The following is a 26,853-nucleotide window of genomic DNA, read 5'->3' as shown; positions in this document are numbered from 1 at the left end:
GCCATTCGCCTTACAAAACACCGAGCATTGAAACAGGCCGAGCGGATATTGTGAACGCAACGGCACGAATCGACGCGCCGCGATAATGACGAAGACGCTCACCATGGCCACCCTGTTCACGCTCAAGCGAACCGCCCGCTGCACGCTGCTCGCGTTCGTCGCGCTTGCGGCACTGCCCCCCGCATTCGCGCAATCGGCCGGCGCCCCGCCCTATGCCGCCGCAGCACGGCAACCGGGCGGCGATCCGCCCAGCCGTGTCGCGCGGCTCAATTACCTGTCGGGCGCCGTGACGACCGAGCCGGCCGGCACCGATACGTGGTCGTATGCCGACGTAAACCGGCCGCTGACGACCGGCGACCAGCTCTGGAACGATGCCGGGGCGCGCTCGGAACTGCACATCGGCTCGACCGCGGTACGGCTCGGCGAGTCGACGAGTTTGTCGGTACTGAACCTCGACGACACGACAACCCAGCTGAAAGTGGGGCTCGGCACCGTGTCGACGCACGTGCGCGATCTGCCGGCCGGCGGATCGTACGAAATCGACACGCCCAATCTCGCGCTCGGCATCACGGGCCCCGGCGACTATCGCGTCGACGTCGCGCCGAACGGCGCGAGCACGACGGTCACGGTGCGCAGCGGCAGTGCAACCGTCTACGGCAGCAACGGCCAGTACCCGCTGTCGCCCGGGCAGCAGGTCGCATTCACGGGCACCGACCTGCAGGTCGCGCGGCAATCCGCCGCCCCGGGCCCCGATCCGCTCGACCAGTGGGCCGCCAGCCGCGACGCGGCCGAAGAGCGCTCGGTGTCGGCCCGCTATGTGTCGCGCGACATTCCCGGCTACCAGGATCTCGACGCGAACGGCACGTGGCGCGAAACCCCGAATTACGGCCAGGTATGGGTGCCGAACGACACGCCGGCAGACTGGGCGCCGTACCACGACGGCCACTGGATCTGGCAGGCGCCGTGGGGCTGGACGTGGGTCGACGACGCGCCGTGGGGTTTCGCGCCGTATCACTACGGCCGCTGGGCATACGTGGACGACAGCTGGGCGTGGGTACCGGGCCCGCTGGTCGTCAGCCAGCCGCCGGTCTATGCGCCAGCGCTCGTCGCGTTCGTGGGCGGTGGCGGCGGCCCCGACTGGAGCGTCGCGCTCACGGTAGGCGGCGTCGCCGCGGCCGGCTGCGCATGGTTCGCGCTCGGCCCGGGCGAACCGTGGCATCCGGGCTGGGGCGGCTGGAGCCCGCACTACTACGACCGCGTGAACCGCAACATCGTGGTGAACAACGTCAACGTGAACAACACCGTGAACGTGACGAACATCACCAACATCAACAATACATACGTGAACTTCCGCGCGCCGCACGCGATCACGGCCGTACCGGCCTCCGCGTTCGTGCACGGCCAGCCGGTCGCACATTTCTCGCAGCACGTCGATCCGCAGCAATGGCGCAACGCGCACGTCACGCCGGGGACGCCGGGCATTGCGCCGGTGCGCCAGAGCTTCACTGGCGGGCTGCGCAACGCGAGCTACCGTCCGCCTGCGGCGATTGCCCAGCACCCGTACGTCGCGACGCGCAATCCCGCCGTGCCGGCCGCGTATCGCGACCAGGCCGCAGCCCACCTCGCGCAGCAAGGCGGGCGTGTACCGGGTGCCGGCGCCCCCGTCGTGAAGACGAACGTGCCGGCCGACTATACGGCTCGCCCGATCCGAGTTCCGGGCAAGCCGGGCGGCGGCGCATGGGCGATGCACAACGTGCAGCTCGTGAATCCGCACGGCCCCGTCGTGCAACCGGCTCGCGCGCCTCGCGAAGGCCAGCCGGCCGCCGTGCAGGCCGGGCGGCCGGGAGCACCGATGCCGGGCATGCCGAATGTCGCGCGGCCGGCGAACGGCGAAAACCCCAACGCAGCGCGCTTCGCCACCGGCGGCGTGCCGCAGGCCCCCGGCAACCCGATGCCGCATCAGGCAGTCGGGCCCGGCAACGGCGTCCCGCATCCGCCGGCAGCGAACAACGGTCCGGCGGGCATCGGCAACGCACGCGCAGCCGAGGCGCCATCGCCCGCGTGGATGCAGCCGCACGCGCCGATGGAACGTCAGCGCCCTGCTCCGCCGACCGCACTCCACGCGGCGGGACAGAATGCGCTACCGCCCGTGCGCAGCGCAGCGGTGCCGCATCCGGAAGGCGTGCCGGCTCCGCAGGGCGCGCAGCCCGGTGACCGGAACGCAGCACCGCGGGCGCTGCCGCAACCGCGGCTCGACAATACCGCGCAGATTCCGCAGCCGCGTCCGCGCCCCGATTTCGCGACGCCGGCCCAGCATGGGCAGCCGCAAACTCGCCCCGAATTCGCGCAACCGGCGCCGCATCGCGAAATCGCGCCGCCACGTGTGAACGAGTACCGGCCGCCGGCGCCCACCGTGCATGACATGCCGCGCATGGATCCGCGGCCACAACCGGCACCACGCATGGAACCGCGCCCGTCGATGCCCGCACCGCACATGGAGCCGCGGCCGCAACCGGCGCCACACGTCGAGGCGCCACACCCGAGCAGCCCGCCGCAGGGCGGTCACGAAGAGCGACATCACCAGTAAGTGCCGCAAACGTGAAACAAAAGGCCCGACCGGCTGATACCGGTCGGGCCTTTTTCCTGCGGGCGCGGATCGATGCATCCGCGCGGCCCGGGTCGCGCGATCAGACCGCCATCGGCGCGGTCAGCGGTTCATGGTGGCGATAACCGACGAGCGAGAAATCGGACGGCTCGATCTGCTCCAGCCACTCGGGCGAGTAGACGCCAGTCTTCGCGTATTCCGGCACCCGCTCGGCAATCTCGAGCCGCGGGCTGTCGTACGGCTCGCGCGTGAGCTGGCGCTGCAGCATGTCGAGCTGGTTCTCGTAGATGTGCGCGTCGCCGATGAAGTACGTGAACCAGCGCGGCGTGTAGCCCGTCAGCCGGCCGACGAGCGACAGCAGTGCAGCCCCTTCCGTCAGGTTGAACGGCGTGCCGAGGCCAACGTCGTTGCTGCGGATGTACAGGCACAGCGAGATTTCGCGCTTCGTCGCATTCGGCAGGAACTGGTACAGCAGATGGCACGCGGGCAGTGCGATCTGGTCGAGCACGGCCGGATTCCACGCGTGAAACAGGATGCGGCGGTCAGCCGGGTTCTCCATGATCGTGTCCAGGCACTGGCGCAACTGGTCGATCGCCTTGTACAGCAGCACCTTCGGCGCACCGTCCTCGTCGAAACGCGTGACGATCCGGAAGCCGCGGCGCGTCGCATCGGCGATCTGCGCGTCGGCACCCGCGTCGAGCACCTTGTAGCCCGGCCACTGGCGCCATTGCACGCCGTACACGTCGCCGAGATCGTCGACGCCTTGGCGATACGGGTTCGCGAGCCATTGCGCGTTCTCGTTCGCATTCGCGTCCCACACCTTGCAGCCGAGCGCGCGGAAATCGGCCGCGCTGCGCGACGCGCGCAGGAAGCCGACCAGCTCGCCGATCGCGGACTTGAACGCGAGCTTCTTGGTCGTCACGGCCGGGAAGCCTTGCTGCAGGTCGAAGCGCAGCATCGCGCCCGGCATGCTGATGGTGCGGATCCCCGTGCGGTTCTCCTGCCAGGTGCCGGTATCGAGAATGGTACGAACGAGATCGAGGTACTGTTTCATGCGGGTTCCTTCGGCCGCGAGGGCGGCCGTACCCGCCAATTTTAGCAAGCGTGATGCGGAAGCTCCGGCAACGGCGCCGAAAACCCTGCCAGCGTGTCGCCGCGATCGCGCATGCCGTGTGCGCACATCAGCCGGTAGAGCGTGACGCGCGACACGCCGAGTTCGCGCGCGGCATCCGCGAATCGACCGCGATGGCGCAACAGCGCCTGCTCGATCGCCTGCCGTTCGGCCGCCTCGCGCGCCTCCAGCAGCGACACGGGTGCGAGCGTCGCGAAGTCGTTCAGCTCGAGGTCGGCCGCGGTGATCATCCTGCCCTCCGACATGACGATCGCGCGGCGCACGCGATTGATCAGCTCGCGCACGTTGCCCGGCCACGAATAGCCGTACAGCGACGCGACCGCATCGGGGGAAAAGCCGCGCAGGCGACGATGCGCATCGCCCTTGAAACGCTCGAGCATGTGGCGCGCGAGCACCTCGATGTCCTTGCCGCGCGCGCGCAGCGGCGGCTCCTCGATCTTCAGCACGCACAGGCGATGGAACAGGTCCTCGCGGAACCGCCCTTCGCGCAGCGCCGCTTCCATGTCCACGTGGGTCGCGCAGATCACGCGCACGTCGACCGGCACCGACACGTGGGCGCCCAGCCGCTCGATCTTGCCTTCCTGCAGGAAGCGCAGCAGGCTTGCCTGGCTTTCGAGCGGCAAGTCGCCGATCTCGTCGAGAAACAGCGTGCCGCCGTTGGCGGCCTCGACGCGGCCGATCTTGCGCTGGTTCGCGCCGGTGAACGCGCCGCGCTCATAGCCGAACAGTTCGGCCTGCAGCAATGTCGACGGGATCGCACCGCAATTGATCGCGATGAACGGCGCCTGCGCGCGCGACGAACGTTCGTGAATCGCGACCGCCGTCAGTTCCTTGCCCGTACCCGATTCGCCGGAGATGAACACCGGCGCGTCGGTTGCCGCGACGCGGCGTATCGTCCTGAAGAGCCCCAGCATCGCATCGCAGGTCCCGACCATTTCGCCTTCGCTGCGTCCGGCGCCGACGGGCGGCGCAACGGGTTCGGTCAGCGCGACCATCCCGTGCGCATGACCGACGGTCTCGACGATCCGCGACGTCTCGTACGGCATCGTCACGTAGTCGAAACAGTAGTCGCGAATGAGATGGCGCAGCGTAGCGTCCTGCAACTGGCCGCGGCGCGTCGCCGCGATCCAGCCGATGTGCTGAATGCTCAGGCAGGATTCAAGTTCGCGCAGGTCGGAGGGCTTGAAGCCCGGCGAAAAATCGAGCAGCCCGGCCGTTGCGACGCCATGCTGCACGACACGTCGTACGTCTCGCACGGTCTCCGCGAGATCGACACGCCAACCGCATTCGTCGAAATGGCCACGCAACGCGTCGTTCGGTTCGCGCGAATAGTAGATCACGTGCCGCTGATCGGCTCCCATATGCTCACCCCGTTCATCAACCGTCTAACGATTGCCGTGCCCGCCAGGTCACGGGCGAAAAGGATCGAATCGGGTCAGCCGAAGGCGGCTCGATTCGCCATGCCGATACGAGGCGATCACATCGCCTCGCATGATGGCGCTTATCTTGCGTCCAGTTATTTTGATCAAGACAGCTTAGTTATAGGCACTGAATACGACAATCCGATTTCAGCGCGGCGAGCGACGCGGCCGTATCGCTCAGGAGGTCGATGCGCGTCAATCGTCTGCACATAGCACGTGCGCAGCGATACGCTCTGTCATCAACACTTGCGACGATTTTCATCCTTGCTGCGTATGGATTGAATCCGCAGAATTCCCAAGCCCCCTCGTTTCAGGCCTGAAACATTTTCGGCCGTTTTCCAACACAATTCGCAACGCTCGAGCACGAATCGCAGCCTCGACAACGGTCGCGGCGCGATGGCATGCATTTCGCTGAATATGGAAACCGTCGGAGACAGCGACCATGCGAAAACATCTTTTACTTTCTTTCGTGTCGATGGCCATTGCGGCCGTCGCAGTCGGCCCGCCCACGCTCGTACGCGCAGACGAAAGCGCGAATCCGGATCGCGCCATGCTGCTTGCAGCAAACGCGCCGAGCATGCAGCACGGCAACGGGTTCGGTATCGTGACCGTGTCGTCACCGCAACTGCTGCCGGCCGGCAGGACTTCGGTGACGCTGTGGGACGAGATTCCGCCACCTCAATTGCCGATGCCGCTTCCAGTACCGGTACCGCAGCCGGGCGACGCGCAGCACGCGATGGAAGGCGCCGCGCAAGGCAGTACGCATCAGTGATGCACGAGTCGATTCATTTGATAAGGATCACGTATAGATTTGAGCGGGCCGGACAGCATCGATCGGAGGCCGGCATCGACGCTCTCGCAACACGGAACGGTTTTGTGCTCCGTCCCCCGGCGGGCACGCTTTTTATTCATTCCGTCGCCGCGACGCATTGCCTCGAGCGTCGCGGCGCGCAGCGCAGAAAAATGGATGCGCGCACCCGGAACCGGCGCGCGTCGCCGTTCCGGTAAAATCGGCGCCATTCCGGTTTTCCTTTCCCCGACCTTCATGACGACGTTGACCCTGATCGTCGCGCGTGCCCGCAATGGCATCATCGGCCGCGACAACCAGTTGCCCTGGAAACTTCCCGAGGATCTCGCCTTCTTCAAGCGCACGACGATGGGCGCACCGATCGTGATGGGCCGCAAGACCCACGAGTCGATCGGCCGGCCGCTGCCGGGCCGCCGCAATATCGTCGTCACGCGCGACGCGACGCGTCGCTTCGACGGCTGCGACACGGTCACGTCGCTCGCCGATGCGCTGGCGCTCGCCGCGCGCGACGGCGTGCCCGAGGTGTTCCTGATTGGCGGCGCGCAGCTCTACACGGAAGGTCTCGCACTCGCCGACAAGCTGGTCGTCACCGAGATCGATGCCGACTTCGACGGTGACGCCTCGTTCCCGGCGCCCGACGCCGCGCAGTGGCAGGAAGTGTCGCGCGATGCGCATCAGGCGGCCGCGCCGAATACGTTCGGCTATGCGTTCGTCGTCTACGAGCGCAAGCGCGGCTGACGCATCACGCACAATGAAAAAGCCCGACCGGCTCATACCGGTCGGGCTTTTTCGTTTGATGGCGGCCGAAGCTGCGCGCCGCTTACTGCCCGGCGATCGTCATCTGCTCGATCAGCACCGAGCCCGTTTCCTTCGTGCCGCGCACGATCGAATCGGCGCCGATCGCGACGATATGCCGGAACATTTCCTGCAGCGTGCTCGCGACGGTGATTTCCTCGACCGGATACTGGATCACGCCGTTCTCGACCCAGAAGCCCGCCGCACCGCGCGAATAGTCACCCGTCACGTAGTTCACGCCCTGCCCCATCAGCTCGGTCAGCAACAGGCCCGTGCCGAGCTTCTTCAGCATCGCGTCGAAATCGTCGCCCGCCTGCGTGTTCGAACTGCGCAGCGCGAGGTTGTGCGAGCCGCCCGCGTTGCCGGTGGTCTGGGTGCCGAGCTTGCGCGCCGAATAGGTCGACAGGAAGTAGCCTTCGACCACGCCATCCTTGACGACGCTGCGCGCACGCGTGCGCACGCCTTCCTCGTCGAACGGCGCGCTACCCATCGCACGCGGCACGTGCGGATCCTCGACGACCTGGATGTGCGGTGCGAACACCGGCTTGCCGAGGCTGTCGACGAGGAACGACGTCTTGCGGTACAGCGCGCCGCCGCTTACCGCCTGCACGAATGCGCCGAGCAGGCCGGCCGCGAGCGGCGCCTCGAACAGCACGGGCACCTTGCGGGTGTCGAGGCGGCGCGCGCCCATCCGTGCAAGTGCGCGCTCGGCCGCGTAACGGCCCACCGCTTCGGGTGCCGCGAGATCGATCGCGCTGCGCTTCGACGAATACCAGTCGTCACGCTGCATGTGACGGCCGCTGCCCGCGATCGGCGCGCATGCGATGTAGTGGCGCGAGTACGGGTAGCCGGACAGGAAGCCGCGCGACGTGGCCAGCACGAACTGCGAATGCTGGGCCGACACGCTCGCGCCTTCCGAGTTGCGGATCTGCGGGCTGACCGCGAATGCGGCGTCTTCCGCGCGGCGGGCGAGCTCGACGGCCTCGTCGGCCGTCAGCGCCCACGGATGGTACAGATCGAGGTCACGCGGGTCGGTTTCGAGCAGTTCGGCCTCGGCCAGGCCGGCCGCCTCGTCCTCGGCCGTGAAGCGCGCGATGTTGTACGCGGCGGCGACGGTATCCTTGATCGCGCCCGGCGAGAAATCCGACGTGCTCGCGTTGCCGCGCTTCTTGCCGATGAACACGGTCACGCCGACCATCTTGTCGCGGTTGTGTTCGATCGTTTCGACTTCGCCGCGGCGCACCGACACCGACAGGCCGTCGCCCTCGGAGATTTCGGTCGCGGCGTCCGTCGCGCCGAGCGCCTTCGCATGGCGAAGGATGTCCGAGGCGATTTCTTTGAGCTGGTCCTGCGTGTGCGGGAAATAGCGCGCTTGTACGTCGAGATTGGCTGCCATCGTCTTGATATCCGGTGGCGGGCGGGCGCCCGCATGTTCAAAATATTGCGTATCCCGCGATCATAGCAAGGTCCGGGGCCGGACACCGACAAGCTTGGGGTGTCCGCGGCGCGATACAATGCCGCCCATGACACGCAAAACCCGAATCCAGCCGATCGAGCATGCCGTCGAAGACGACGACAATGGCTACGATCGTCCCAGCAAATCCCAGTTGAAGCGCGAGATGCACGAGTTGCAGGTGCTCGGCCAGGCGCTCGTCGATCTGCCGAAAGACGCCCTCAAGCGCATGCCGATGCCCGAAAGTCTCGCGGACGCCGTTCGCGAGGCACGCCGGATCACCGATCACGAAGGCAAGCGCCGCCAGCTCCAGTACGTCGGCCGCGTGATGCGCTCGCTGACCGACGACGAAACGGCCGCGCTGCGCACCGCACTCGACGCGCAGCGCGGCGTGAACAAGGCCGCAACGGCCCGCCTGCACTGGATCGAACGCACGCGCGAACAGTTGCTCGCCAGCGACGACGCGCTGACCGAATTCCTGCGCCAGCATCCGGAAGCCGATATCCAGGAAGGCCGCACGCTGATCCGCAACGCACGCAAGGAAGCGCAGCAAGGCAAGCCGCCGCGCTATTTCCGCGAGCTGTTCCAGTGGATCAAGACTGCTGGCGGCACGTCCAATGCGGACGACGAAGCGGCGGACGACGCCGGAGACGACCATGACGACGAAGCCTAACCATCCGGACGAGCTCGTCGTCGGCCTCGTGTCGATCAGCGACCGCGCGAGCACGGGCGTCTACGAAGACAAGGGCATTCCGGCGCTGCAGGAGTGGCTCGCCGGCGTGCTGGTGTCGCCGTGGCGCGCCGAAACGCGCCTGATCCAGGACGATGCGCCCACGATCTCCGCCACGCTCGCCGAGCTCGTCGACGTCGCGGGGTGCGACCTCGTGCTGACGACGGGTGGCACGGGCCCCGCGCGCCGCGACGTGACGCCCGAGGCCACGCTGGCCGTGGCGACGAAGGAGATGCCGGGATTCGGCGAACAGATGCGGCAGATCAGCCTGAATTTCGTGCCGACCGCGATCCTGTCGCGGCAGGTCGCGGTGATCCGCGAGACGGCCGACCATGCGGCGCTGATCATCAACCTGCCAGGCCAGCCGAAATCGATACGGGAAACGCTCGAAGGGCTGCGCGATGCCGACGGCAAGTCGACCGTGCCCGGCATCTTCGCCGCAGTGCCCTACTGCATCGACCTGATCGGCGGCCCGTACATCGAGACCGACGCCGCGGTGGTCGCGGCGTTCCGCCCGAAAAGCGCTCAGCGCGCCCCGCGCTAAGCGTGCCCCGCGCTAAGCGTGTGCCGGCCCGCTCAGGCGGCCGGCGCGGACTCGCCTGCCGAAGCAGACGTGGCCGGAATCAGGAAATGCTCGCGGTAGTACTTCAGCTCGTCGATCGACTCGTGGATGTCCGCGAGCGCCGTATGCATCGCCCGCTTCTGGAAACCCTTGTAGATCGCGGGCTGCCAGCGTCGGCACAGCTCCTTGAGCGTGCTGACATCGAGGTTGCGGTAGTGGAAGAACCGCTCGAATTCGGGCATCCAGCGCGCCATGAAGCGGCGGTCCTGGCAGATCGAGTTGCCGCACATCGGCGACTTGCCGGGCGACACGTACTGCGCGAGGAACGCCTGCAACTGCTCGGCGGCTTCCGCCTCGGTCACGGTCGACGCGCGCACGCGGTCGATCAGGCCCGAACGGCCGTGCGTCGACTTGTTCCAGTCGTCCATTTTCGCGAGCGTTTCGTCGCTCTGGTGGATCGCGAACACCGGGCCTTCGACGGCGATGTCGAGCGTGGAATTGGTCACGACGACCGCGATCTCGATGATGCGGTCGTTATCCGGGTCGAGGCCCGTCATCTCCATGTCGAGCCAGACGAGGTTCAACTCGTTGCGCACGAGCGCGGGCTGGCTGGTGGAAGCGGCGGTATCGGTCATGAGTCATCCTGGAAAATGGCGGCCGGCATCGCATCAGCGAGGCCGGTCCGCAAGAACATATAATTCTCGCATAGAACCCTTTGGCGCCTTCGATGTCACCCTTTTCGTTCACCCTGCTGTTCGCGCTCGCCGTGCTCGCGATGGTCGTCACCAAGCTGTGGCTCGCGTCGCGGCAGATCCGCTTCGTCGCGGCGCACCGCAACGTCGTCCCCGCGCAATTCAGCGCAACCATCCCGCTGACCGCCCACCAGCGCGCGGCCGACTATACGGTTGAGCGCACCCGGCTGACGATGCTCGAGATCGTCGTCAGCGCGGCCGTGCTGGTCGGCCTCACGCTGCTCGGCGGCGTCGGCGCACTCGACACGCTGCTCACCGGCTGGCTCGGCCGCGGCTACGGGCAGCAGGTCGCGCTCGTCGCGGCGGTGCTCGTGATCACGAGCGTCATCGACGTCCCGTTCGAGTATTACCGCCAGTTCGGGATCGAACAGCGTTTCGGCTTCAACCGGATGACGAAGCGGCTGTTTTTCACCGACATGCTGAAAAACTCGCTGCTCGGCGCCGCACTTGGCCTGCCGCTGCTGTTCGTCGTGCTGTGGCTGATGAACCAGGCCGGCAGCCTGTGGTGGCTGTGGGCCTGGATCGTCTGGGTCGCGTTCCAGATGCTCGTTCTGCTGATCTACCCGACCTTCATCGCACCGATCTTCAACAAGTTCGAGCCGCTGAAGGACGACGCGCTGCGCGCGCGCATCGAGTCGCTGATGAAGCGTTGCGGCTTTGCGGCGAAGGGGCTGTTCGTGATGGACGGCAGCCGCCGCTCCGCGCACGGCAACGCGTACTTCACGGGCTTCGGCGCGTCGAAGCGGATCGTGTTCTTCGACACGCTGCTCGCGCGCCTGTCCGGCCAGGAAATCGAGGCCGTGCTCGCGCACGAACTCGGCCACTTCAAGCGCCGCCACGTGATGAAGCGGATGCTCGTATCGTTCGTGCTGAGCCTCGTGCTGCTCGCGCTGCTCGGCTGGCTCGCGCAACGCACGTGGTTCTACACGGGGCTCGGCGTCACGCCGTCGCTCGACACGAGCAACGCGGGTGCCGCACTCGTGCTGTTCTTCCTCGCGATTCCCGTGTTCCTGTTCTTCGCGACGCCGTTCGGCAGCCTCACGTCGCGCAAGCACGAATTCGAGGCCGACGCATTCGCGGCCAGCCAGACCGACGCGCAGGATCTCGTCAGCGCACTCGTGAAGCTCTATGAGGACAACGCGTCGACGCTGACACCCGACCCCGTCTACACGGCCTTCTACTACTCGCATCCGCCTGCGTCGCAGCGGATCGACCGCCTGATGCAGCACGCATGAGCCGGCCGACCTCCCGCAAGCCGGCCCCGCGCGCGTCGGGCGCGCAACGTGCCGAAGGCCGCGTGATCGCGGCGCACGGGCGCCACTACATCGTCGCGCCCGACGATGGCGGCCCGATGCTGCAGTGCTTCCCGCGCGGGAAGAAGAGCGATATCGCGGTTGGCGACCGTGTCGCGTACGAACTCGCGTCCGCCGACCAGGGCGTCATCGTGGAGATCGGCGAGCGGCGCAACCTGCTGTACCGTTCCGACCAGTTCAAGTCGAAGCTGTTCGCGGCCAACCTCGACCAGTTGCTGATCGTGCTCGCGACCGAGCCCTACTTCAGCGAGGACTTGCTCGGCCGCGCGCTGATCGCCGCCGAGGCGAACGAGCTGAAGCCGCTCGTCGTGCTGAACAAGATCGACGTCGAAGCCGCGCTGCCGGTCGCGCGCGAGCGCCTCGCGCCCTACCGCGCCCTTGGCTACGACGTGCTCGAGCTGTCGGTGAAGGGCTCGCCCGACGACGCGCGCGCGCAACTGATGCCGCACCTTGCCGGGCATTCGACGATCCTGCTCGGCCAGTCCGGGATGGGCAAGTCGACGCTCGTGAACCTGCTCGTTCCCGATGCCGAAGCCGCCACGCGCGAGATTTCGGCCGCGCTCAACAGCGGCCGTCATACGACGACGTTCACGCGCCTCTATCCATTGGACGGCGGCGGCGCGTTGATCGATTCACCTGGCTTCCAGGAATTCGGCCTCTACCACCTGACGGAAGGCCGTCTCGAGCGCGCCTTCCCGGAGTTCCGGCCGCTGCTCGCCGACTGCCGTTTCTATAATTGCCATCATCTGCACGAACCCGGCTGCGCGATTCTCGAAGCTGTCGCAGACGGCCGTATCGCGACGTCGCGGCATGCGCTGTACGCGCAGCTCGTGCACGAGGCGAGCCAGATCGTCCGCTGATCGCGCGGCACGCGCGCGGCGGCCAGCCGGTGCCATGCGCCGGCTTTCACCGACAGGAGCCGCGATGCGTTTCAAGGCACCCGATCTCGCGACGGCGCAGCATTGGGCCAACGTGCTTCAGGTGGCCGGCATCGGTTGCGAGTTGCATAACTGCTACGCGACCGGCGCGCTCGGCGGCCTGCCCGCCGACGCGTGCACGCCCGAACTGTGGCTCGACGACGAACGCGACGACGCGCTCGCGCGCCGGCTCCTCGATGCCGCGTCGCACGGCCCGTCGGCCGGCGCCGCGCCGTGGCGCTGCCGGCAGTGCGGCGAGGCGCTCGAAGCCCAGTTCACCGCGTGCTGGCAATGCGGCGCCGTGCGCGACCCGCTAGACGACTGACCCACAGCAAAAAGGCCGGCATCCAGCCGGCCTTTTGCCTTTCATCGGGTACAGCACTGCCCCGTCACGACACCCAGACGGCAAGCGTCAGCATCAGCAGCAGAATCATCCACAGGATCACCGCACGCCAGACGAGGCCAACCGCGGATTGCAGCGTCCGCGGCGTGCAATCGTCACCGACCGTCAACGGACCGCTGTCGCCGACTGCCAGCGCATCGAGGCTCGACGGTTCCGCGAGCGGCCCCGCGAGGCGGGCGCCGAGCGCTCCGCTGCCGGCTGCCAGCAGGACGCCATCGTTCGGATCGGGCCACTGGCGCGTATGGTTGCGCCACGCATAGATCGCATCCTCGAAATTGCCGACGATCGCGAAGCCGAGCGCGGTCAATCGCGCGGGAATCCAATCGATCACGAAGAACGCGCGCTGCGCGAACGTCGAGAAGGCCGCCGTGCGGTCGTCGCCCGGCGTCGACCAGCTGCGCGCGAGGTATTCGGAAATCCGGTACAGCACGGCACCGGCCGGGCCGATCGGCAACACGTACCAGAAGAACACGCCGAACACGTGGCGATGCGATGCGACAACGGCATGAATCAGCGTATGGCGGACGATTTCGCCGACCGGCATGTCGACCGTGTCGATGCCTGTCCACTCGTGCAGGATTTCGCGTGCACGCGGCACGTCGTCGTTATTGAGCGCGAGGTGGATGTCGGTGAAGTAATGGCTGAACTGACGGAAGCCGAGCGTGAAATACACGACAACGACGTTCCAGATGAATGCGAGCACGAAGCTCACCTTGTACAGCAGGAAGTAGATCAGCGCGACGATCAGCACCCACGGCAGCACGACCGCAAGCCAGGCGAGGATGCCGTGCTTCTGCTTGCCCGCGTCGAGACCATGCGCGACGGTTTCCGCATGAAACTGGAACAGCGCGAACACCGGATTGTTCGGCGACAACGCGCGGACCTGTTCGATGATGAGGGCGAGAAGAACCGAAAAGAAAGTCATGCGTGGCGCCGTCTTCGGAGTTATGTCATTTTTTGCATAACGATAGCACAGCGTAAGCGCCGGATGGCTGCCGGTGCGGTCGCACGGCCACCAGCCGCGAGCGCCCGCCGCCGCATGCACCTAGCCGGCGGCCAAGAAGCGGTACAGATTGCGCAACATGCCGGCAGTTGCGCCCCAGATGAAGTAATGCCCGCCGGGCTCGCCATTCGGATAGGGCATCGCAAAAAAACTACGCTCGCCGCCTTCCCAGCGGAACACGCGGACCTGATGGTTCGCGGGATTCATCAGGAACGCGAGCGGCACCTCGAAAATCTCGGCAACTTCGAACGTGTCGGCCTGCACGGTGAACGGCGGATGCACGAGGCCCACCACCGGCGTCACGCAAAAACCTGTGCCGGTCAGGTAGTCGGGCAGCGCGCCGAGGATCTCGACCCGTTCGGCTGCCAGCCCGATCTCTTCCTTCGCCTCGCGCAACGCGGTTGCGGTTGCATCGTGATCGAACGGTTCGCGACGACCGCCGGGGAAGCTGATCTGTCCGGCGTGGTCGTTCAGGTGGTCGGCGCGCTGGGTCAGCAGCATGGTGAGGCCAGACTCGCGGACGACGAGCGGCACGAGGACGGCCGCGCTGCGTGGATCGACGCCCTCCTGCAGCCTCGCTTCACCGGGCTCGACGCTCCATTCGAGCGTGCGCGCGAAACGGTCGCGCAGGCCGGACGGCGTCATCAGGCGGGAATCGATGGCCGGCAGGCCGGCGCCGGTGCCTTCGACCGGCAGGACTTCGGGATCGATGATGGGGCGGCGATTCAATGGGGCTCTCGGGTTCGTGTCGTATCGAGCATATTCTCGCGCCAGAATGAAAAAAGCACCCGGTTGGGTGCTTTTTCCTTACAGCTCTTACTCTTGGGAAGCTGCTGCGGCGCGATCCTTCGACACCAGCTTTTCCTTGATACGAGCCGACTTGCCCGAACGCTCGCGCAGGTAGTACAGCTTCGCACGACGCACATCACCGCGGCGCTTCACGACGATGCTTGCCAGCAGCGGCGAGTACGTCTGGAACGTACGCTCGACACCTTCGCCCGACGAGATCTTGCGGACGATGAAGTTCGAGTTCAGGCCACGGTTGCGAATCGCGATCACGACGCCTTCGTAAGCCTGAACGCGCTTGCGGTTACCTTCAACCACGTTCACGTTCACGATCACCGTATCGCCCGGGGCGAATTCGGGGATCGTCTTGCCGGCGAGCGCGCGCTCGATTTCTTCCTGCTCAAGTTTTGCGATGAGGTTCATCACTGACTCCTATTGCCATCGTGTCGGCGTTTGCGCCTGCCTGCTTCCAGGCATGGCCCCGATAGAGGATGGATTCACATCAGGCGCCGCGCACGCATGCACGGCACCGCCAATTCCCGCTCGCGACACCGCCTCAGGAGGCGTCCTTCGCTTCGCGTGCGAGGTTCGCAAGCCACGCCTCGTCGGCACGGCTCAACAACTTCTCGCGGCGCGCCCGGACGATCAGGTCCGGCCGCTTCCGCAACGTATTCCTCAATGCTTCCTGGCGCCGCCACCGCTCGATCTCGGCATGATGCCCGCCGAGCAGCACGTCCGGCACACGCACGCCGTCGTATTCCTCGGGGCGCGTGTAGTGCGGACAATCGAGCAGGCCGTCAGCGAAACTATCTTGCACGGCCGACAGCGAATCGTTCAGCACACCGGGCAACAACCGCACGACGGCATCCATCATCGCCATCGCCGGCAATTCCCCGCCGGACAGGACGAAATCGCCGAGGCTGATTTCTTCGTCGACGCAACGATCGAGCAGGCGCTGGTCGATCGCCTCATAGCGGCCGCACAGCACGACGACACCGGGTTCCTGCGCCATCCGCACCGCACGCTCATGCGTGAGCGGCGCGCCCTGCGGCGACATCATCACGACACGCGTGCTCGCGATACCCTGCTCAGCCTGCGCCGCTTTCGCGGCACCGATCGCGGCTTCGAGCGGCCTGGCCAGCATCACCATGCCCGGACCGCCGCCGTACGGACGATCGTCGACCGTGCGGTAGTTGTCCGTCGTGAAATCACGCGGGTTCCAGGTGCGCAGCCCGAAGCGCCCTTGCTTGACGGCCCGGCTGGTGATCCCCCAGTCGGTCAGTGCACGGAACATCTCGGGGAAGAGCGTGACGACGTCGAACTGCACCGCGCTCTCGGTAACCTGGTTCATTTCAGTAATCGGCTTCCCAGTCGACGACGATACGACGCGCCGCCTGATCCACCGTTTTGACGTATACGCCGACGAACGGAATCAACCGCTCGTCGGTGGTCGGCTGACCATCTTTGCCGGTCGCCGGATACTCGACACGCATGATCGAATGCACACCATTGTCGATCATCCCGCTCACCTTCCCGAGTGCCACCGATTGCTCGTTGACGACGTCGAGACCGATCAGGTCGACCCAATAGAATTCGTCCGCGGCCAATGCCGGGAAATCTTCCCGGCGCACGAACACGCGAAAGCCGCGCATAGCCAGCGCGGCATCGCGGTCGCTGACGCCAGCGAGTTGCGCAACGACTGTGTCGCTGTGCGTCTTCGACTGCATGATGCGAACGGAAAGCCGCTCCGCACCACGCTCCAGCCACCAGTGACGTGCCTTGAGCAGCGCATCGCCACCGCGACCGGCGTCGGCGTGCGTCGCCACCTTGACCCAACCCTTCAGGCCATAGGCGTCGACCACCGCCCCGACCTCGACGGCATCGTCGGGCCAGGCTTGCACCACTTCAAGACCGCCCTGCTCTGCGGCCTGACCGGCGTTCGCGACAGCGTCGCGCTCGACCGGCTTGCGGACGAATGCGCCAAACGACGCACGCCCGCGCTTTGCATTACCGGAATCGTGACCCGCCATTAATGCACCTCACAGCCGGCACGACCGGCACACCGTGCCATGTTAGGCAGCCGGTTGCGCCTTTTGCGCTTCCTTCACGAGACGCTGGACGGTCGGCGACAGTTGCGCGCCAACGCCTTGCCAGTACGTCAGGCGATCCTGAGCGATACGCAGCGATTCGCCCTTCGTAGCGACCGGGTTGTAGAAGCCGACGCGCTCGATGAAGCGGCCGTCACGACGGTTGCGCGAATCGGTAGCAACGATGTTGTAGAACGGGCGCTTCTTCGAGCCGCCACGAGCCAGACGGATGATAACCATATGATGTCCTTCGGGAAAACCGGGTTCGAAACTACTGAAACACGCGATTATAGCCGGAAACCGGAGGTACAACAAACACTTACGCGCAAAAAATCCGGAGGCGGCCTGCCCGCCGGGCATACAATCGTCGTGTCCGGGACGTTTCACACCGTCATGCCGCCCCTACGCGCCGCCTCGATGCGCCGTGCGCAGCACCGTTTCGCGGCGCTGCTTGCCGGCCTTGCCTGCCTCGCGTCCGCACCGACGCCTGCCGCGCCGTTGCCGGTGGGCGAACTCGTCGTGCCATCCGGCTTCCACGTCGAAGTACTGACCGACGCGGTACCGACCGCCCGCGAAATGGCGTGGTCGCCGCGTGGCATCCTGTATGTCGGCACACGGGAAGGCCGCGTGCATGCGTTCGTGTTGCACGAGGGACGGATCAGCGCGCGCTACGTGATCGCGTCCGGGCTCGACATGCCCGTCGGCGTCGCCTACCGTGGCGGCGCACTCTACATATCCGCCGTATCGCGCATCCTGCGTCTCGATCATATCGACGACCGGCTCGCCACACCGCCCGCACCCGCCGTCGTCACCGGCACGCTGCCGACCGAACACCATCACGGCTGGAAATTCATCGCGTTCGGCCCCGACGGCAAGCTGTATGTGCCGACCGGCGCACCGTGCAACGTGTGTCTCGCCGATCGCAGCCGCTATGCAATCATCGCGCGCATGAAGGCGGACGGCAGCGGGAGCGAGGTTGTTGCCCGCGGCGTACGCAATACGGTCGGCTTTGCGTGGCACCCCGATTCAGGCGAGCTTTGGTTTACGGATAACGGGCGCGACATGATGGGTGACGACGTGCCCGACGATAAACTGAACCGCGCGCCACGCGCCGGCCTCGACTTCGGCTTTCCGTACTGCCACGGCGGCGATACGCCCGACCCCGAATTCGGCAGCGCCGACGTATGCCGCCGCTATGTGCCGCCCGTATTGAAACTCGGCGCACACGTCGCAGCACTCGGCATGCGCTTTTATACAGGGCCGATGTTTCCGGCGTCGTATCGCAATAACATCTTCATCGCCGAACACGGCTCGTGGAATCGCAGCACGAAGGTCGGGTACCGCGTGATGCGCGTCGTCGTCTCGGCGGATGGCAGCCAGGCGCGCCAGACCCCGTTCGTTACGGGCTGGCTGCGGCCCGACGGCACGGTATGGGGACGCCCGGCCGACGTGTTGCCGCTGCCGGACGGCTCGCTGCTCGTCAGCGACGACTACGCGGGCGCGATCTACCGTGTGACCTATGCGGCACCTTGACGCAGGACAGGGGTGACCGGGCCCGATCGGGCATCGTAGAATGCGGGCCGGGCCGCGTGCCCGCGCCGGCCTGCCGGCCGCCCATGCCAACGCCAATACGCCGCCATCCATGTCCAGCAGCACCGCACCGTCCCGCCGCTTTCGTTCCAAGACGCTCACCGCCGCCCTTGCGTTCCTGTTCGGATCGCTCGGCGCGCACCGCTTCTATCTATATGGCTTCCGCGACGTGTTCGGCTGGGCGCACCTGCTCGCGACGATCGTCGGCATCCCGGGCTTCCTACTGCTCGCCGCAACCCAGCGCAGCGCCGGCCTCGGCTGGTGGCTCGCGGTACCCGGCGCAATCTCGTTGCTGGCAGCATTCCTCGCCGCGCTCGTCTACGGGCTGCGTCCCGACGAAAAATGGGACGCGCAATTCAACGCGGAGACGGGCAAGCACAGCAAGTCGGGCTGGACCGTGATCTTCGTGGTGATCTTCTCGCTGCTGATCGGTGCATTCCTGCTGATGACCGCACTCGCACTGTCGTTCCAGACGTATTTCGAGTCGCAGGTCGAAGCGGCCAAGCAGATTTCGCAATAAGTGTAACGACCGCTACGCACCGGCGCCGCACGCCGGTTTAGCACGCTGGTCAGAACAGATTCAATTGCGTGTCGTCACGCGACTGCGTCGACCACTTGGCGGCTGAACGAACAGCAACGCGCAGCGCCGGCTCAGCGGTGGCCGGCGCACCGCGAAACTGCGACAGATCGAGAATGCCGTTCGTGCGCTCGTTCAGCCCGAGCCGCTTAACGGCCTGGCGGAAGCGCTGCCGCAACAGGTCGGCCCAGATCCCCTCGCCCTTCATCCGTTTCGAGAAATCCGAGTCGTAGTCTTTCCCGCCGCGCATGTCGCGCACGCGGTTCATCACGCGCTCCGCGCGATCGGGAAAATGCGCGGCAAGCCAGTTCTTGAACAGCGGCGCGACTTCCCACGGCAGCCTCAGGATGATGTAGCTCGCATGCGTCGCGCCCGCTTCCGCGCACGCCTCGAGCACACGCTCCATATCGGGCTCGGTGACGAACGGAATCACCGGTGCAATGCTCACGCCGACCGGCACGCCCGCTTCGCTCAGTGCGCGAATCGTACGCAACCGTCGCGCCGGTGTTGCCGCGCGCGGCTCGAGCGTGCGCGCAATATCGGCATCGAGCGTCGTGATCGTCACCGCCGCCATCACTTGCCCGCGTTCGGCCATCGGCGCAAGCAGGTCGAGATCGCGCTCGATCAGCGATGACTTCGTGATCGCGGCGAACGGCAGCCCGCGATCGTGCATCACCTGGATCACGCTGCGCGTGATGCGCAGGTCGCGCTCGACCGGCTGGTAGGCGTCGGTGTTGACGCCGAGCGCGATCGGCTCCGGCACGTAGCGCTTGCGTGAAATCTCGCGCTCGAGCAGTTCGGCCGCATTGACCTTTGCATAGATGCGGCTTTCGAAATCGAGCCCCGGCGACAGGCCGAGATAACTGTGCGTCGGCCGCGCGAAACAATAGATGCAACCGTGCTCGCAGCCGCGATACGGATTGAGCGATACGCTGAACGGAATGTCGGGCGACTGGTTGTGCGTCAGGATGCTCTTCGCACGCTCCTCGAAGACCTGCGTGCGCAAGGGCGCGGGGAAATCGGCATCATCCGACTCGTGTGTCCAGCCGTCGTCGACCGCTTCACGCTGCGCGATTTCGTATCGCCCCTGCAGGTTGTCGACCGCACCGCGCCCCTTGCGGGGCACGGGCGGCGCTACCGGAAATTCGTTGTCGGATCGATCGTCCATGTGCCCGTCCATTCGCCTGCGCCCAATACTGTACATTTATACAGTATTGGGCGCAGCATGCCAAGGGCAGGATAAAGGGCCCGACTGCCTGCCGCAGGCGCGTCAGTCACCCACCGCGATCGTCAGCGTCTCCTTGATTTCTTCCATCACGACATAGCTCTTCGACTGCACGGCGCCGGGCAACTGCAGCAGGATGTCGCCGAGCAGCTTCCGGTAGTCGGCCATCTCGCCGATCCGCGCCTTGATCAGGTAGTCGAAATCACCGGACACAAGATGGCATTCGAGCACCTCGTCGATCTTCATCACTTCCCGGCGGAATTGTTCGAACATGTTGCCGCCCTTGTGGCCGAGCGTGATCTCGACGAACACCAGAAGCGCGGCATCGAGCTGGTGGGGATCGACGCGCGCGTGATAGCCGGTGATCACGCCATCCCGCTCCATGCGCCGCACGCGCTCGATACACGGCGTGACGGTCAGTCCGACCTGTTCCGCGAGGTCCTTCATCGCCATCCGGCCGTCGTTCTGGAGCAGTTTCAGGATGCGCCGGTCGAGCTTGTCGAGCGAGCGTACGGGCTGACGTTGCGTTCTCATTTGTTTATGCTGAAAACCTGAAAAATACGATAACAAAACCTACACATTCGACAATACCATAGCGCAAAAAACTAGATCAGCTAGAGGTTACACCGAGCCGCATGTGCGCCCGGCCTCGATCTGGTCCCTTCCATCTGGAGCAGCTATGCGAGTCGTCATTCTGGGCAGCGGTGTGGTGGGCGTGGCAAGCGCGTATTACCTCGCGCGCGCCGGTCATGAAGTCACGGTGATCGACCGGGAGGCAGGCCCGGCGCTCGAGACGAGCTTCGCGAACGCAGGCCAGATCTCCCCCGGCTATGCCGCGCCGTGGGCCGCACCCGGCGTGCCGTTGAAGGCCGTCAAGTGGATGTTCGAAAAGCATGCGCCGCTCGCAATCCGCCTCGACGGCACGCGCTTCCAGCTCCAGTGGATGTACCAGATGCTGCGCAACTGCACGGCCGAGCGCTATGCAGTCAACAAGGGTCGCATGGTCCGCCTCGCCGAATACAGCCGTGACTGCCTGCAGGCACTGCGCGCCGATACCGGCATCCAGTACGAAGGGCGCACGGGCGGCACGCTGCAGCTGTTCCGCACGCAGCAGCAACTCGACGGCGCGGCGAAGGACATCGCCGTCCTGCAGGAAGCGAACGTGCCGTTCGAACTGCTGTCGCCGGCCGACCTGAAGAGAGCCGAACCGGCACTCGCCGCCGTCTCGCACAAGCTGACGGGCGGCCTGCGACTACCGGGTGACGAAACGGGCGACTGCCAGCTGTTCACGACGCGCCTGGCAGCGCTCGCGGAATCGCTCGGCGTGAAATTCCGCTACAACACGCCGATCGATGCGCTCGCGATCGCGGGCGGCAAGATCGCCGGCGTGCAGTGCAGCAGCGAGACGGTGCGCGCGGACGCGTACGTCGTCGCGCTCGGCTCGTACTCGACCCGCTTCATCTCGAACCTGATGAAGATCCCCGTCTATCCGCTGAAGGGCTATTCGATCACCGCGCCGATCGTCAACGAAGCGGCCGCGCCCGTGTCGACCGTGCTTGACGAGACCTACAAGATCGCAATCACGCGTTTCGACCAGCGCATCCGCGTCGGCGGCATGGCGGAAATCGTCGGATTCGACAAGAAGCTGCGCGCCGCGCGCCGCGAAACGCTCGAAATGTGCGTGAACGACCTGTTCCCGGGTGGCGGCGACACGTCAAAGGCGACGTTCTGGACGGGCCTGCGCCCGATGACGCCGGACGGCACGCCGATCGTCGGCCGCACGCCGGTGTCGAACCTGTTCCTGAACACCGGCCACGGCACGCTCGGCTGGACGATGTCGTGCGGCTCGGGCCAGCTGCTCGCGGATCTGATCTCGGGCAAGATGCCCGCGATCCAGGCCGACGACCTGTCGGTGCATCGTTACCTGAAGGACGTGGCCGGCCAGACGCGCCCGGCATACGCATAAGCCGACGACGCCCGCGGCCATACAGGCCGGCAGGCATCAGATAGAAAGGCGCCTCGGTGGCGCCTTTCTCATTTCATCGAATCGTCAGCCGATCAGAACTGGTCTTCCGTCAACGCGAGCACGCCCTCGTTGCCTTTCGTGCCGACGATCGACGCTTCGAGCGCGCCGGCCTGCACCAGCACGTGCTCCGCGTAGCATTGCGCGATCGCGATCTTCGCATCGAAGAACGCCGGGTCGCTCGCGCGCTTCGCCTGCGCCGCCACCAGCGCGCGGCCCATCTGCCACCCGCACAGCACCACGCCCGCCAGCTTCAGGTACGGCACGCTGCCCGCGAACACCGCGTTCGGGTCCTGCTTCACGTTCGCCACCACGTAATCCACCACCGACGACAGCGCCTTCGCCCCCTTCTCCAGTTGCGCCTTCACCGACGCGGCCGCCGCGCCGTCCAGCTTGCCCAGCGCCGCCACCGTCTCGCCGATCTCCGCGATCAGCGCCTTCGCCACCGCGCCGCCGTCGCGCATCGTCTTGCGGCCCACCAGGTCGTTCGCCTGGATCGCCGTCGTGCCTTCGTAGATCGCCAGGATACGTGCATCGCGGTAATACTGCGCCGCACCCGTCTCCTCGATGAAGCCCATCCCGCCGTGCACCTGCACGCCCAGGCTCGCCACGTCGTTCACCATCTCCGTGCTCCAGCCCTTCACGACCGGCACCAGATACTCGTAGATTGCCTGATGACGCGCACGCGTCGCCTCGTCCGAATGGCGGTGGGCAATGTCGCTGTGCGCGGCGGCCACGTAGGCCAGCGCCCGCGCGCCTTCGGTCAGCGCGCGCATCGTGCCGAGCATGCGGCGCACGTCCGGGTGATGGATGATCGTCACCGACTGCCTGGCCGAACCGTCCACCGGGCGGCTCTGCACGCGCTCCTTCGCGAATTCCGCCGCCTTCTGGTACGCACGGTCGGCCACGCCGATCCCTTGCATCCCGACCCCGAAGCGCGCCGCGTTCATCATGATGAACATGTATTCGAGGCCGCGGTTTTCCTCGCCGACCAGGTAGCCGATCGCGCCGCCATGGTCGCCATATTGCAGCACCGCCGTCGGGCTCGCCTTGATCCCGAGCTTGTGCTCGATCGACACGCAGTGCACGTCGTTGCGCGCGCCCAGCGAGCCGTCGTCGTTGACCATGAACTTCGGCACGATGAACAGCGAGATGCCCTTCACGCCTTCCGGCGCGTTCGGCGTGCGCGCCAGCACCAGGTGGACGATGTTCTCCGCCATGTCGTGCTCGCCCCACGTGATGAAGATCTTCGTGCCGAACACCTTGTACGTGCCGTCGCCCTGCGGCTCCGCGCGCGAGCGCACCAGCGCCAGATCGGAGCCCGCCTGCGGCTCGGTCAGGTTCATCGTGCCGGTCCATTCGCCCGAGATCAGTTTCGGCACGTAGCGCTGCTTCTGCTCGTCGGTGCCGGCCGTCAGCAGCGCCTCGATCGCGCCGTCGGTGAGCAGCGGACACAGCGCGAACGACAGGTTCGACGCGTTCAGCATCTCGATGCACGGCGTCGCGATCAGCTTCGGCAGCCCCTGGCCGTCGTACTCGGCCGGATGCTGCAGCCCCTGCCAGCCGCCTTCGACGAACTGGCGGAACGCGTCGCCGAAGCCCGGCGTCGCGGTCACGACGCCGTCCTTCCAACTGCTCGGGTTGCGGTCGCCTTCGACGTTCAGCGGGGCCAGCACCTCGCCGCAGAATTTCGCGGATTCGTCGAGCACGGCCTGCGCCGTGTCGTAACCGGCATCCTCGAAGCCCGGCAACTGCGCAACGGCGTCGATGCCGGCCAGTTCCTTCAGCACGAACAGCATGTCCTTGACGGGGGCGTGATAGCTCATGGCGTGTCTCCCTCTTCTCCCTTCTGTCGATGGCGAAAAAAAGGGGCGCTCGTCGCGCCCCTCTTCTCGTGTGCTTACCGCCGAAGCGTCACACTGCTTTAGCCGAGCTCGGCTACGAGCTCCGGCACGAGCGCGAACAGATCGCCGACGAGGCCGTAGTCGGCCACGCTGAAGATCGGCGCTTCCGGATCCTTGTTGATCGCAACGATCACCTTCGAATCCTTCATGCCAGCCAGATGCTGAATCGCACCCGAGATGCCGACCGCGATGTACAGCTGCGGTGCGACGATCTTGCCGGTCTGACCGACTTGGTAGTCGTTCGGCACGTATCCGGCGTCGACTGCCGCGCGCGAGGCGCCCAGTGCCGCGCTCAGCTTGTCCGCCAGCGGCTCCAGCACCTTGGTGTAGTTCTCGCCGCTGCCCAGACCGCGGCCGCCCGACACGATGATGCTCGCGCTCGTGAGTTCCGGACGGTCCAGCTTCGTCACTTCACGGCTCACGAACTGCGACTTGCCTGCATCTGCCGCCGCTTCGATCTTCTCGACCGCCGCGCTGCCGCCTTCGGCTGCCACCGGATCGAAACCCGTCGCACGCACCGTGATGACCTTGATCGGGTCGCTCGACTGCACCGTCGCGATCGCGTTGCCCGCGTAGATCGGGCGCTCGAACGTGTCGGCCGAATCGACCGCCGTGATGTCCGAGATCTGCGCGACGTCGAGCTTCGCAGCGATACGCGGCGCGATGTTCTTGCCGTAGGCCGTAGCCGGCGCGAGGATGTGCGAGTAATCCTTCGCGATGTTCAGCGCGGTCGCTTCGACGTTTTCCGCGAGGCCCGCTTCGAGTTGCGGCGCGTCGGCCAGGAGTACCTTCGACACGCCTGCGATCTTCGCTGCCGCGTCGGCTGCACCCTGCGCATTGTGGCCCGCGACCAGCACGTGAATGTCGCCGCCAATCTTCGCTGCCGCCGCCACCGTGTTCAGCGTCGCGGCCTTGATCGACGCGTTGTCGTGTTCTGCAATCACCAGAATCGTCATTTCTTTGCGCTCCCTCTTACAGCACCTTGGCTTCGGTCTTCAGCTTCTCGACCAGCGTCTTCACGTCCGGCACCTTCACGCCGGCCGCGCGCTTCGGCGGCTCGACCACCTTCAGCGTCTTCAGACGCGGCGCGACGTCCACGCCCAGGTCTTCCGGCTTCACGGTTTCCAGCGGCTTCTTCTTCGCCTTCATGATGTTCGGCAGCGTCACATAACGCGGCTCGTTCAGGCGCAGGTCGGTCGTGATCACCGCCGGCAGCGTCAGCGACAGCGTTTCCGCGCCGCCGTCGACTTCGCGTGCGACCGTTGCCTTACCGTCGGCCACCGTGACCTTCGATGCGAACGTCGCTTGCGGGAGGCCTGCCAGCGCCGCCAGCATCTGGCCCGTCTGGTTCGAATCGTCGTCGATTGCCTGCTTGCCGAGGATCACCAGTTGCGGCTGTTCCTTGTCGACCAGCGCTTTCAGGATCTTCGCGACGCCCAGCGGCTCGACGCTGTCGGTCGACTCGACGAGGATCGCACGATCCGCGCCGATCGCCAGCGCCGTACGCAGCGTTTCCTGCGCTTGCGCGACGCCCACCGACACGGCGATCACTTCGGTCGCCACGCCCGCTTCCTTCAGGCGCACGGCTTCTTCAACCGCGATTTCGTCGAACGGGTTCATCGACATCTTCACGTTCGCAATGTCGACACCCGTGTTGTCCGACTTCACGCGGACCTTCACGTTGTAATCGACCACTCTTTTCACTGGCACCAGGATTTTCATGCACACGCTCCAAAGTTACGAATACGACCAGAGGCCATTCTATAGCGAGGCCTCATGACTGCGCGGCCAAGCGGACCCAACCTTCGTGGCTGTCGAGGATACCGCTTCTTGGCGACGCGCCAATGATAGCGAACGGTCGTTCTATTTTAAAAGAGAAAAAAACCGGACGCAAAGCCCGGGTTTTCGATCATCAACTCTAATCCCGCCGGGCGCCCCGTGCCTCGCCCGTTACCAGGCGGCAATAACCGCGCCGCCGAACTTGCCTTCGATGAACTGCTTCACATCGGCCGAATGATAGGCCGCGACCAGTTTCGCGACCCACGGCTTGTTCCGGTCCGCCTCGCGGATCGCGAGGATGTTCGCGTACGGGCCGTTCGGGCCCTCGATCGCGATCGCGTCCTGTTTCGGTTTCAACCCCGCTTCCATCGCGTAGTTGGTATTGATCGCGGCCGCGTCGACGTCACCGAGCGAGCGCGGAATCTGCGCCGCATCAAGTTCGACGACCTTCAGCTTGCGCGGATTGTCGACGATATCGAGCGGCGTCGCCTTCAGCCCCGCATCCGCGCGCAGCTTCAGCAGGCCCTGCTTTTGCAGCAACAGGAGCGCACGACCGCCGTTGGTCGGATCGTTCGGAATCGCGATGCGCGCGCCGGGCTTCAGTTCGGCCAGCGACTTCACGCGCTTCGAATAGATGCCCATCGGAAACGTGACGGTATCCGCGACCTTGATCAGCTTGTAGCCGCGATCCTTCACCTGCGCCTGCAGATAGGGATCGTGCTGGTAGCTGTTCGCGTCGAGGTCGCCCGACGCGAGCGCGGCGTTCGGCTGCACGTAATCGGAGAATTCGACGATGCGGATGTCGAGGCCGCTCTTCGCCGCGACCTTCTTCACCGCCTCCATGATCTGCGCGTGCGGCCCGCCCGTCACGCCCACCTTGATGGTTTCGGCCTGCGCGTGCGCGCCCGCGAACAGCGCGGCCGCGCCCAGTGCCGCCGCGAATTTCAGCATGAAGCGTCGTTGCATCGAGTGTCCCCTAGCGAATCAA

Annotated in this window: 28 protein-coding genes; 11 read left to right on the top strand and 17 right to left on the bottom strand. The window is 65.8% G+C overall.

Annotated features, from left to right (window positions below):
• Positions 1-103: 103 nt before the first annotated feature.
• Entirely contained in the window at positions 104-2,587 is a 2,484-nt protein-coding gene (locus tag HWX36_RS08535; RefSeq protein ID WP_175951830.1) for a DUF6600 domain-containing protein, read from the top strand.
• Positions 2,588-2,687: 100 nt separating this feature from the next.
• Here HWX36_RS08535 and HWX36_RS08530 read toward each other — a convergent pair whose 3' ends face one another.
• A complete protein-coding gene (locus HWX36_RS08530; RefSeq protein WP_175951696.1) occupies positions 2,688-3,659 on the bottom strand; it encodes a thymidylate synthase in 972 nt (323 codons plus the stop codon).
• A 41-nt stretch (positions 3,660-3,700) separates the two neighbouring features.
• Entirely contained in the window at positions 3,701-5,098 is a 1,398-nt protein-coding gene (locus HWX36_RS08525) for a sigma-54 dependent transcriptional regulator (RefSeq protein ID WP_175035625.1), read from the bottom strand.
• 502 nt (positions 5,099-5,600) lie between these two features.
• Between HWX36_RS08525 and HWX36_RS08520 the strand changes: the two genes are divergently transcribed.
• Positions 5,601-5,930, top strand: coding sequence for a hypothetical protein (locus tag HWX36_RS08520; RefSeq protein ID WP_175951695.1), 330 nt, complete (start codon positions 5,601-5,603; stop codon positions 5,928-5,930).
• Here HWX36_RS08520 and HWX36_RS08515 read toward each other — a convergent pair.
• Entirely contained in the window at positions 5,924-6,178 is a 255-nt protein-coding gene (locus tag HWX36_RS08515) for a hypothetical protein (protein WP_175951694.1), read from the bottom strand. The genes HWX36_RS08520 and HWX36_RS08515 overlap by 7 nt on opposite strands.
• Positions 6,179-6,203: 25 nt before the next feature.
• Between HWX36_RS08515 and HWX36_RS08510 the strand changes: the two genes are divergently transcribed.
• On the top strand, positions 6,204-6,704 hold the full coding sequence (locus tag HWX36_RS08510) for a dihydrofolate reductase (RefSeq protein ID WP_175951693.1): 501 nt from the start codon (positions 6,204-6,206) through the stop codon (positions 6,702-6,704).
• Positions 6,705-6,786: 82 nt separating this feature from the next.
• Here HWX36_RS08510 and pmbA read toward each other — a convergent pair whose 3' ends face one another.
• Positions 6,787-8,157: a metalloprotease PmbA gene (gene pmbA / locus HWX36_RS08505; protein ID WP_011351368.1), complete on the bottom strand. Its 1,371-nt coding sequence runs from the start codon at positions 8,155-8,157 to the stop codon at positions 6,787-6,789.
• 127 nt (positions 8,158-8,284) lie between these two features.
• Here pmbA and yjgA point away from each other — a divergent pair, with 127 nt between their 5' ends.
• On the top strand, positions 8,285-8,887 hold the full coding sequence (gene yjgA / locus HWX36_RS08500; RefSeq protein ID WP_279613070.1) for a ribosome biogenesis factor YjgA: 603 nt from the start codon (positions 8,285-8,287) through the stop codon (positions 8,885-8,887).
• Positions 8,871-9,488 (top strand): molybdopterin adenylyltransferase, encoded by a 618-nt coding sequence (gene mog, locus HWX36_RS08495; protein ID WP_175951691.1) that lies wholly within the window; start codon positions 8,871-8,873, stop codon positions 9,486-9,488. The genes yjgA and mog overlap by 17 nt, the downstream gene beginning before the upstream one ends.
• 32 nt (positions 9,489-9,520) lie before the next feature.
• Here mog and orn read toward each other — a convergent pair whose 3' ends face one another.
• A complete protein-coding gene (gene orn / locus HWX36_RS08490; RefSeq protein WP_175951690.1) occupies positions 9,521-10,141 on the bottom strand; it encodes an oligoribonuclease in 621 nt (206 codons plus the stop codon).
• Positions 10,142-10,233: 92 nt separating this feature from the next.
• Here orn and HWX36_RS08485 point away from each other — a divergent pair, with 92 nt between their 5' ends.
• From HWX36_RS08485 to HWX36_RS08475, 3 genes are all read left to right on the top strand, one after another.
• Complete coding sequence (locus tag HWX36_RS08485) at positions 10,234-11,493, top strand: M48 family metallopeptidase (RefSeq protein WP_175951689.1); 1,260 nt, start codon at positions 10,234-10,236, stop codon at positions 11,491-11,493.
• Positions 11,490-12,431, top strand: a complete 942-nt coding sequence (gene rsgA / locus HWX36_RS08480; RefSeq protein WP_175951688.1) for a ribosome small subunit-dependent GTPase A — start codon at positions 11,490-11,492, stop codon at positions 12,429-12,431. Before HWX36_RS08485 ends, rsgA begins: the two co-directional genes overlap by 4 nt.
• Before the next feature lie 64 nt (positions 12,432-12,495).
• Positions 12,496-12,813 carry a hypothetical protein gene (locus HWX36_RS08475; RefSeq protein WP_011351362.1) on the top strand — a complete coding sequence of 106 codons (318 nt, stop codon included), beginning with the start codon at positions 12,496-12,498 and terminating at the stop codon, positions 12,811-12,813.
• 64 nt (positions 12,814-12,877) lie between these two features.
• Here HWX36_RS08475 and HWX36_RS08470 read toward each other — a convergent pair whose 3' ends face one another.
• The 6 genes from HWX36_RS08470 to rpsP form a co-directional block, all read right to left on the bottom strand.
• Positions 12,878-13,816, bottom strand: a complete 939-nt coding sequence (locus HWX36_RS08470) for a CobD/CbiB family protein (RefSeq protein ID WP_043181898.1) — start codon at positions 13,814-13,816, stop codon at positions 12,878-12,880.
• Positions 13,817-13,936: 120 nt separating this feature from the next.
• On the bottom strand, positions 13,937-14,623 hold the full coding sequence (locus tag HWX36_RS08465; RefSeq protein WP_175951687.1) for a CoA pyrophosphatase: 687 nt from the start codon (positions 14,621-14,623) through the stop codon (positions 13,937-13,939).
• Between the two features lie 87 nt (positions 14,624-14,710).
• Positions 14,711-15,103, bottom strand: coding sequence for a 50S ribosomal protein L19 (gene rplS, locus HWX36_RS08460; RefSeq protein WP_006753174.1), 393 nt, complete (start codon positions 15,101-15,103; stop codon positions 14,711-14,713).
• Between the two features lie 133 nt (positions 15,104-15,236).
• Entirely contained in the window at positions 15,237-16,031 is a 795-nt protein-coding gene (gene trmD / locus HWX36_RS08455; RefSeq protein WP_175951686.1) for a tRNA (guanosine(37)-N1)-methyltransferase TrmD, read from the bottom strand.
• 1 nt (position 16,032) lies between these two features.
• A complete protein-coding gene (rimM, locus tag HWX36_RS08450) occupies positions 16,033-16,710 on the bottom strand; it encodes a ribosome maturation factor RimM (RefSeq protein WP_175951685.1) in 678 nt (225 codons plus the stop codon).
• A gap of 42 nt (positions 16,711-16,752) precedes the next feature.
• On the bottom strand, positions 16,753-17,007 hold the full coding sequence (rpsP, locus tag HWX36_RS08445) for a 30S ribosomal protein S16 (RefSeq protein WP_006476550.1): 255 nt from the start codon (positions 17,005-17,007) through the stop codon (positions 16,753-16,755).
• Positions 17,008-17,160: 153 nt separating this feature from the next.
• Here rpsP and HWX36_RS08440 point away from each other — a divergent pair, with 153 nt between their 5' ends.
• Positions 17,161-18,300 carry a PQQ-dependent sugar dehydrogenase gene (locus HWX36_RS08440; protein WP_175951684.1) on the top strand — a complete coding sequence of 380 codons (1,140 nt, stop codon included), beginning with the start codon at positions 17,161-17,163 and terminating at the stop codon, positions 18,298-18,300.
• Positions 18,301-18,409: 109 nt separating this feature from the next.
• Positions 18,410-18,877: a TM2 domain-containing protein gene (locus tag HWX36_RS08435; protein WP_039370986.1), complete on the top strand. Its 468-nt coding sequence runs from the start codon at positions 18,410-18,412 to the stop codon at positions 18,875-18,877.
• A 49-nt stretch (positions 18,878-18,926) separates the two neighbouring features.
• Here HWX36_RS08435 and HWX36_RS08430 read toward each other — a convergent pair whose 3' ends face one another.
• Entirely contained in the window at positions 18,927-20,114 is a 1,188-nt protein-coding gene (locus HWX36_RS08430; RefSeq protein ID WP_175951683.1) for a PA0069 family radical SAM protein, read from the bottom strand.
• Between the two features lie 90 nt (positions 20,115-20,204).
• The gene (locus HWX36_RS08425; RefSeq protein WP_175951682.1) at positions 20,205-20,693 is read right to left on the bottom strand and encodes an Lrp/AsnC ligand binding domain-containing protein; all 489 of its coding nucleotides are present in this window, start codon (positions 20,691-20,693) and stop codon (positions 20,205-20,207) included.
• 145 nt (positions 20,694-20,838) lie between these two features.
• On the opposite strand from HWX36_RS08425, the gene HWX36_RS08420 reads away from it, so the two are divergent.
• The gene (locus tag HWX36_RS08420; RefSeq protein ID WP_175951681.1) at positions 20,839-22,125 is read left to right on the top strand and encodes a D-amino acid dehydrogenase; all 1,287 of its coding nucleotides are present in this window, start codon (positions 20,839-20,841) and stop codon (positions 22,123-22,125) included.
• A 92-nt stretch (positions 22,126-22,217) separates the two neighbouring features.
• Here the strand turns inward: HWX36_RS08420 and HWX36_RS08415 are convergent, their stop codons facing one another.
• The 4 genes from HWX36_RS08415 to HWX36_RS08400 form a co-directional block, all read right to left on the bottom strand.
• Complete coding sequence (locus HWX36_RS08415) at positions 22,218-24,008, bottom strand: acyl-CoA dehydrogenase (RefSeq protein ID WP_175951680.1); 1,791 nt, start codon at positions 24,006-24,008, stop codon at positions 22,218-22,220.
• A 98-nt stretch (positions 24,009-24,106) separates the two neighbouring features.
• A complete protein-coding gene (locus tag HWX36_RS08410) occupies positions 24,107-25,042 on the bottom strand; it encodes an electron transfer flavoprotein subunit alpha/FixB family protein (protein WP_175951679.1) in 936 nt (311 codons plus the stop codon).
• 16 nt (positions 25,043-25,058) lie between these two features.
• On the bottom strand, positions 25,059-25,808 hold the full coding sequence (locus HWX36_RS08405; protein ID WP_175951678.1) for an electron transfer flavoprotein subunit beta/FixA family protein: 750 nt from the start codon (positions 25,806-25,808) through the stop codon (positions 25,059-25,061).
• Between the two features lie 228 nt (positions 25,809-26,036).
• Entirely contained in the window at positions 26,037-26,831 is a 795-nt protein-coding gene (locus HWX36_RS08400; RefSeq protein WP_175951677.1) for a MetQ/NlpA family ABC transporter substrate-binding protein, read from the bottom strand.
• Between the last annotated feature and the right edge of the window lie 22 nt (positions 26,832-26,853).

The sequence above is a fragment of the Burkholderia sp. BCC0405 genome (assembly GCF_902833075.1).
Lineage (GTDB): Bacteria > Pseudomonadota > Gammaproteobacteria > Burkholderiales > Burkholderiaceae > Burkholderia.
Note: the sequence above shows the minus strand (reverse complement) of the source record. Positions and strands in the feature narration are given on the sequence as shown.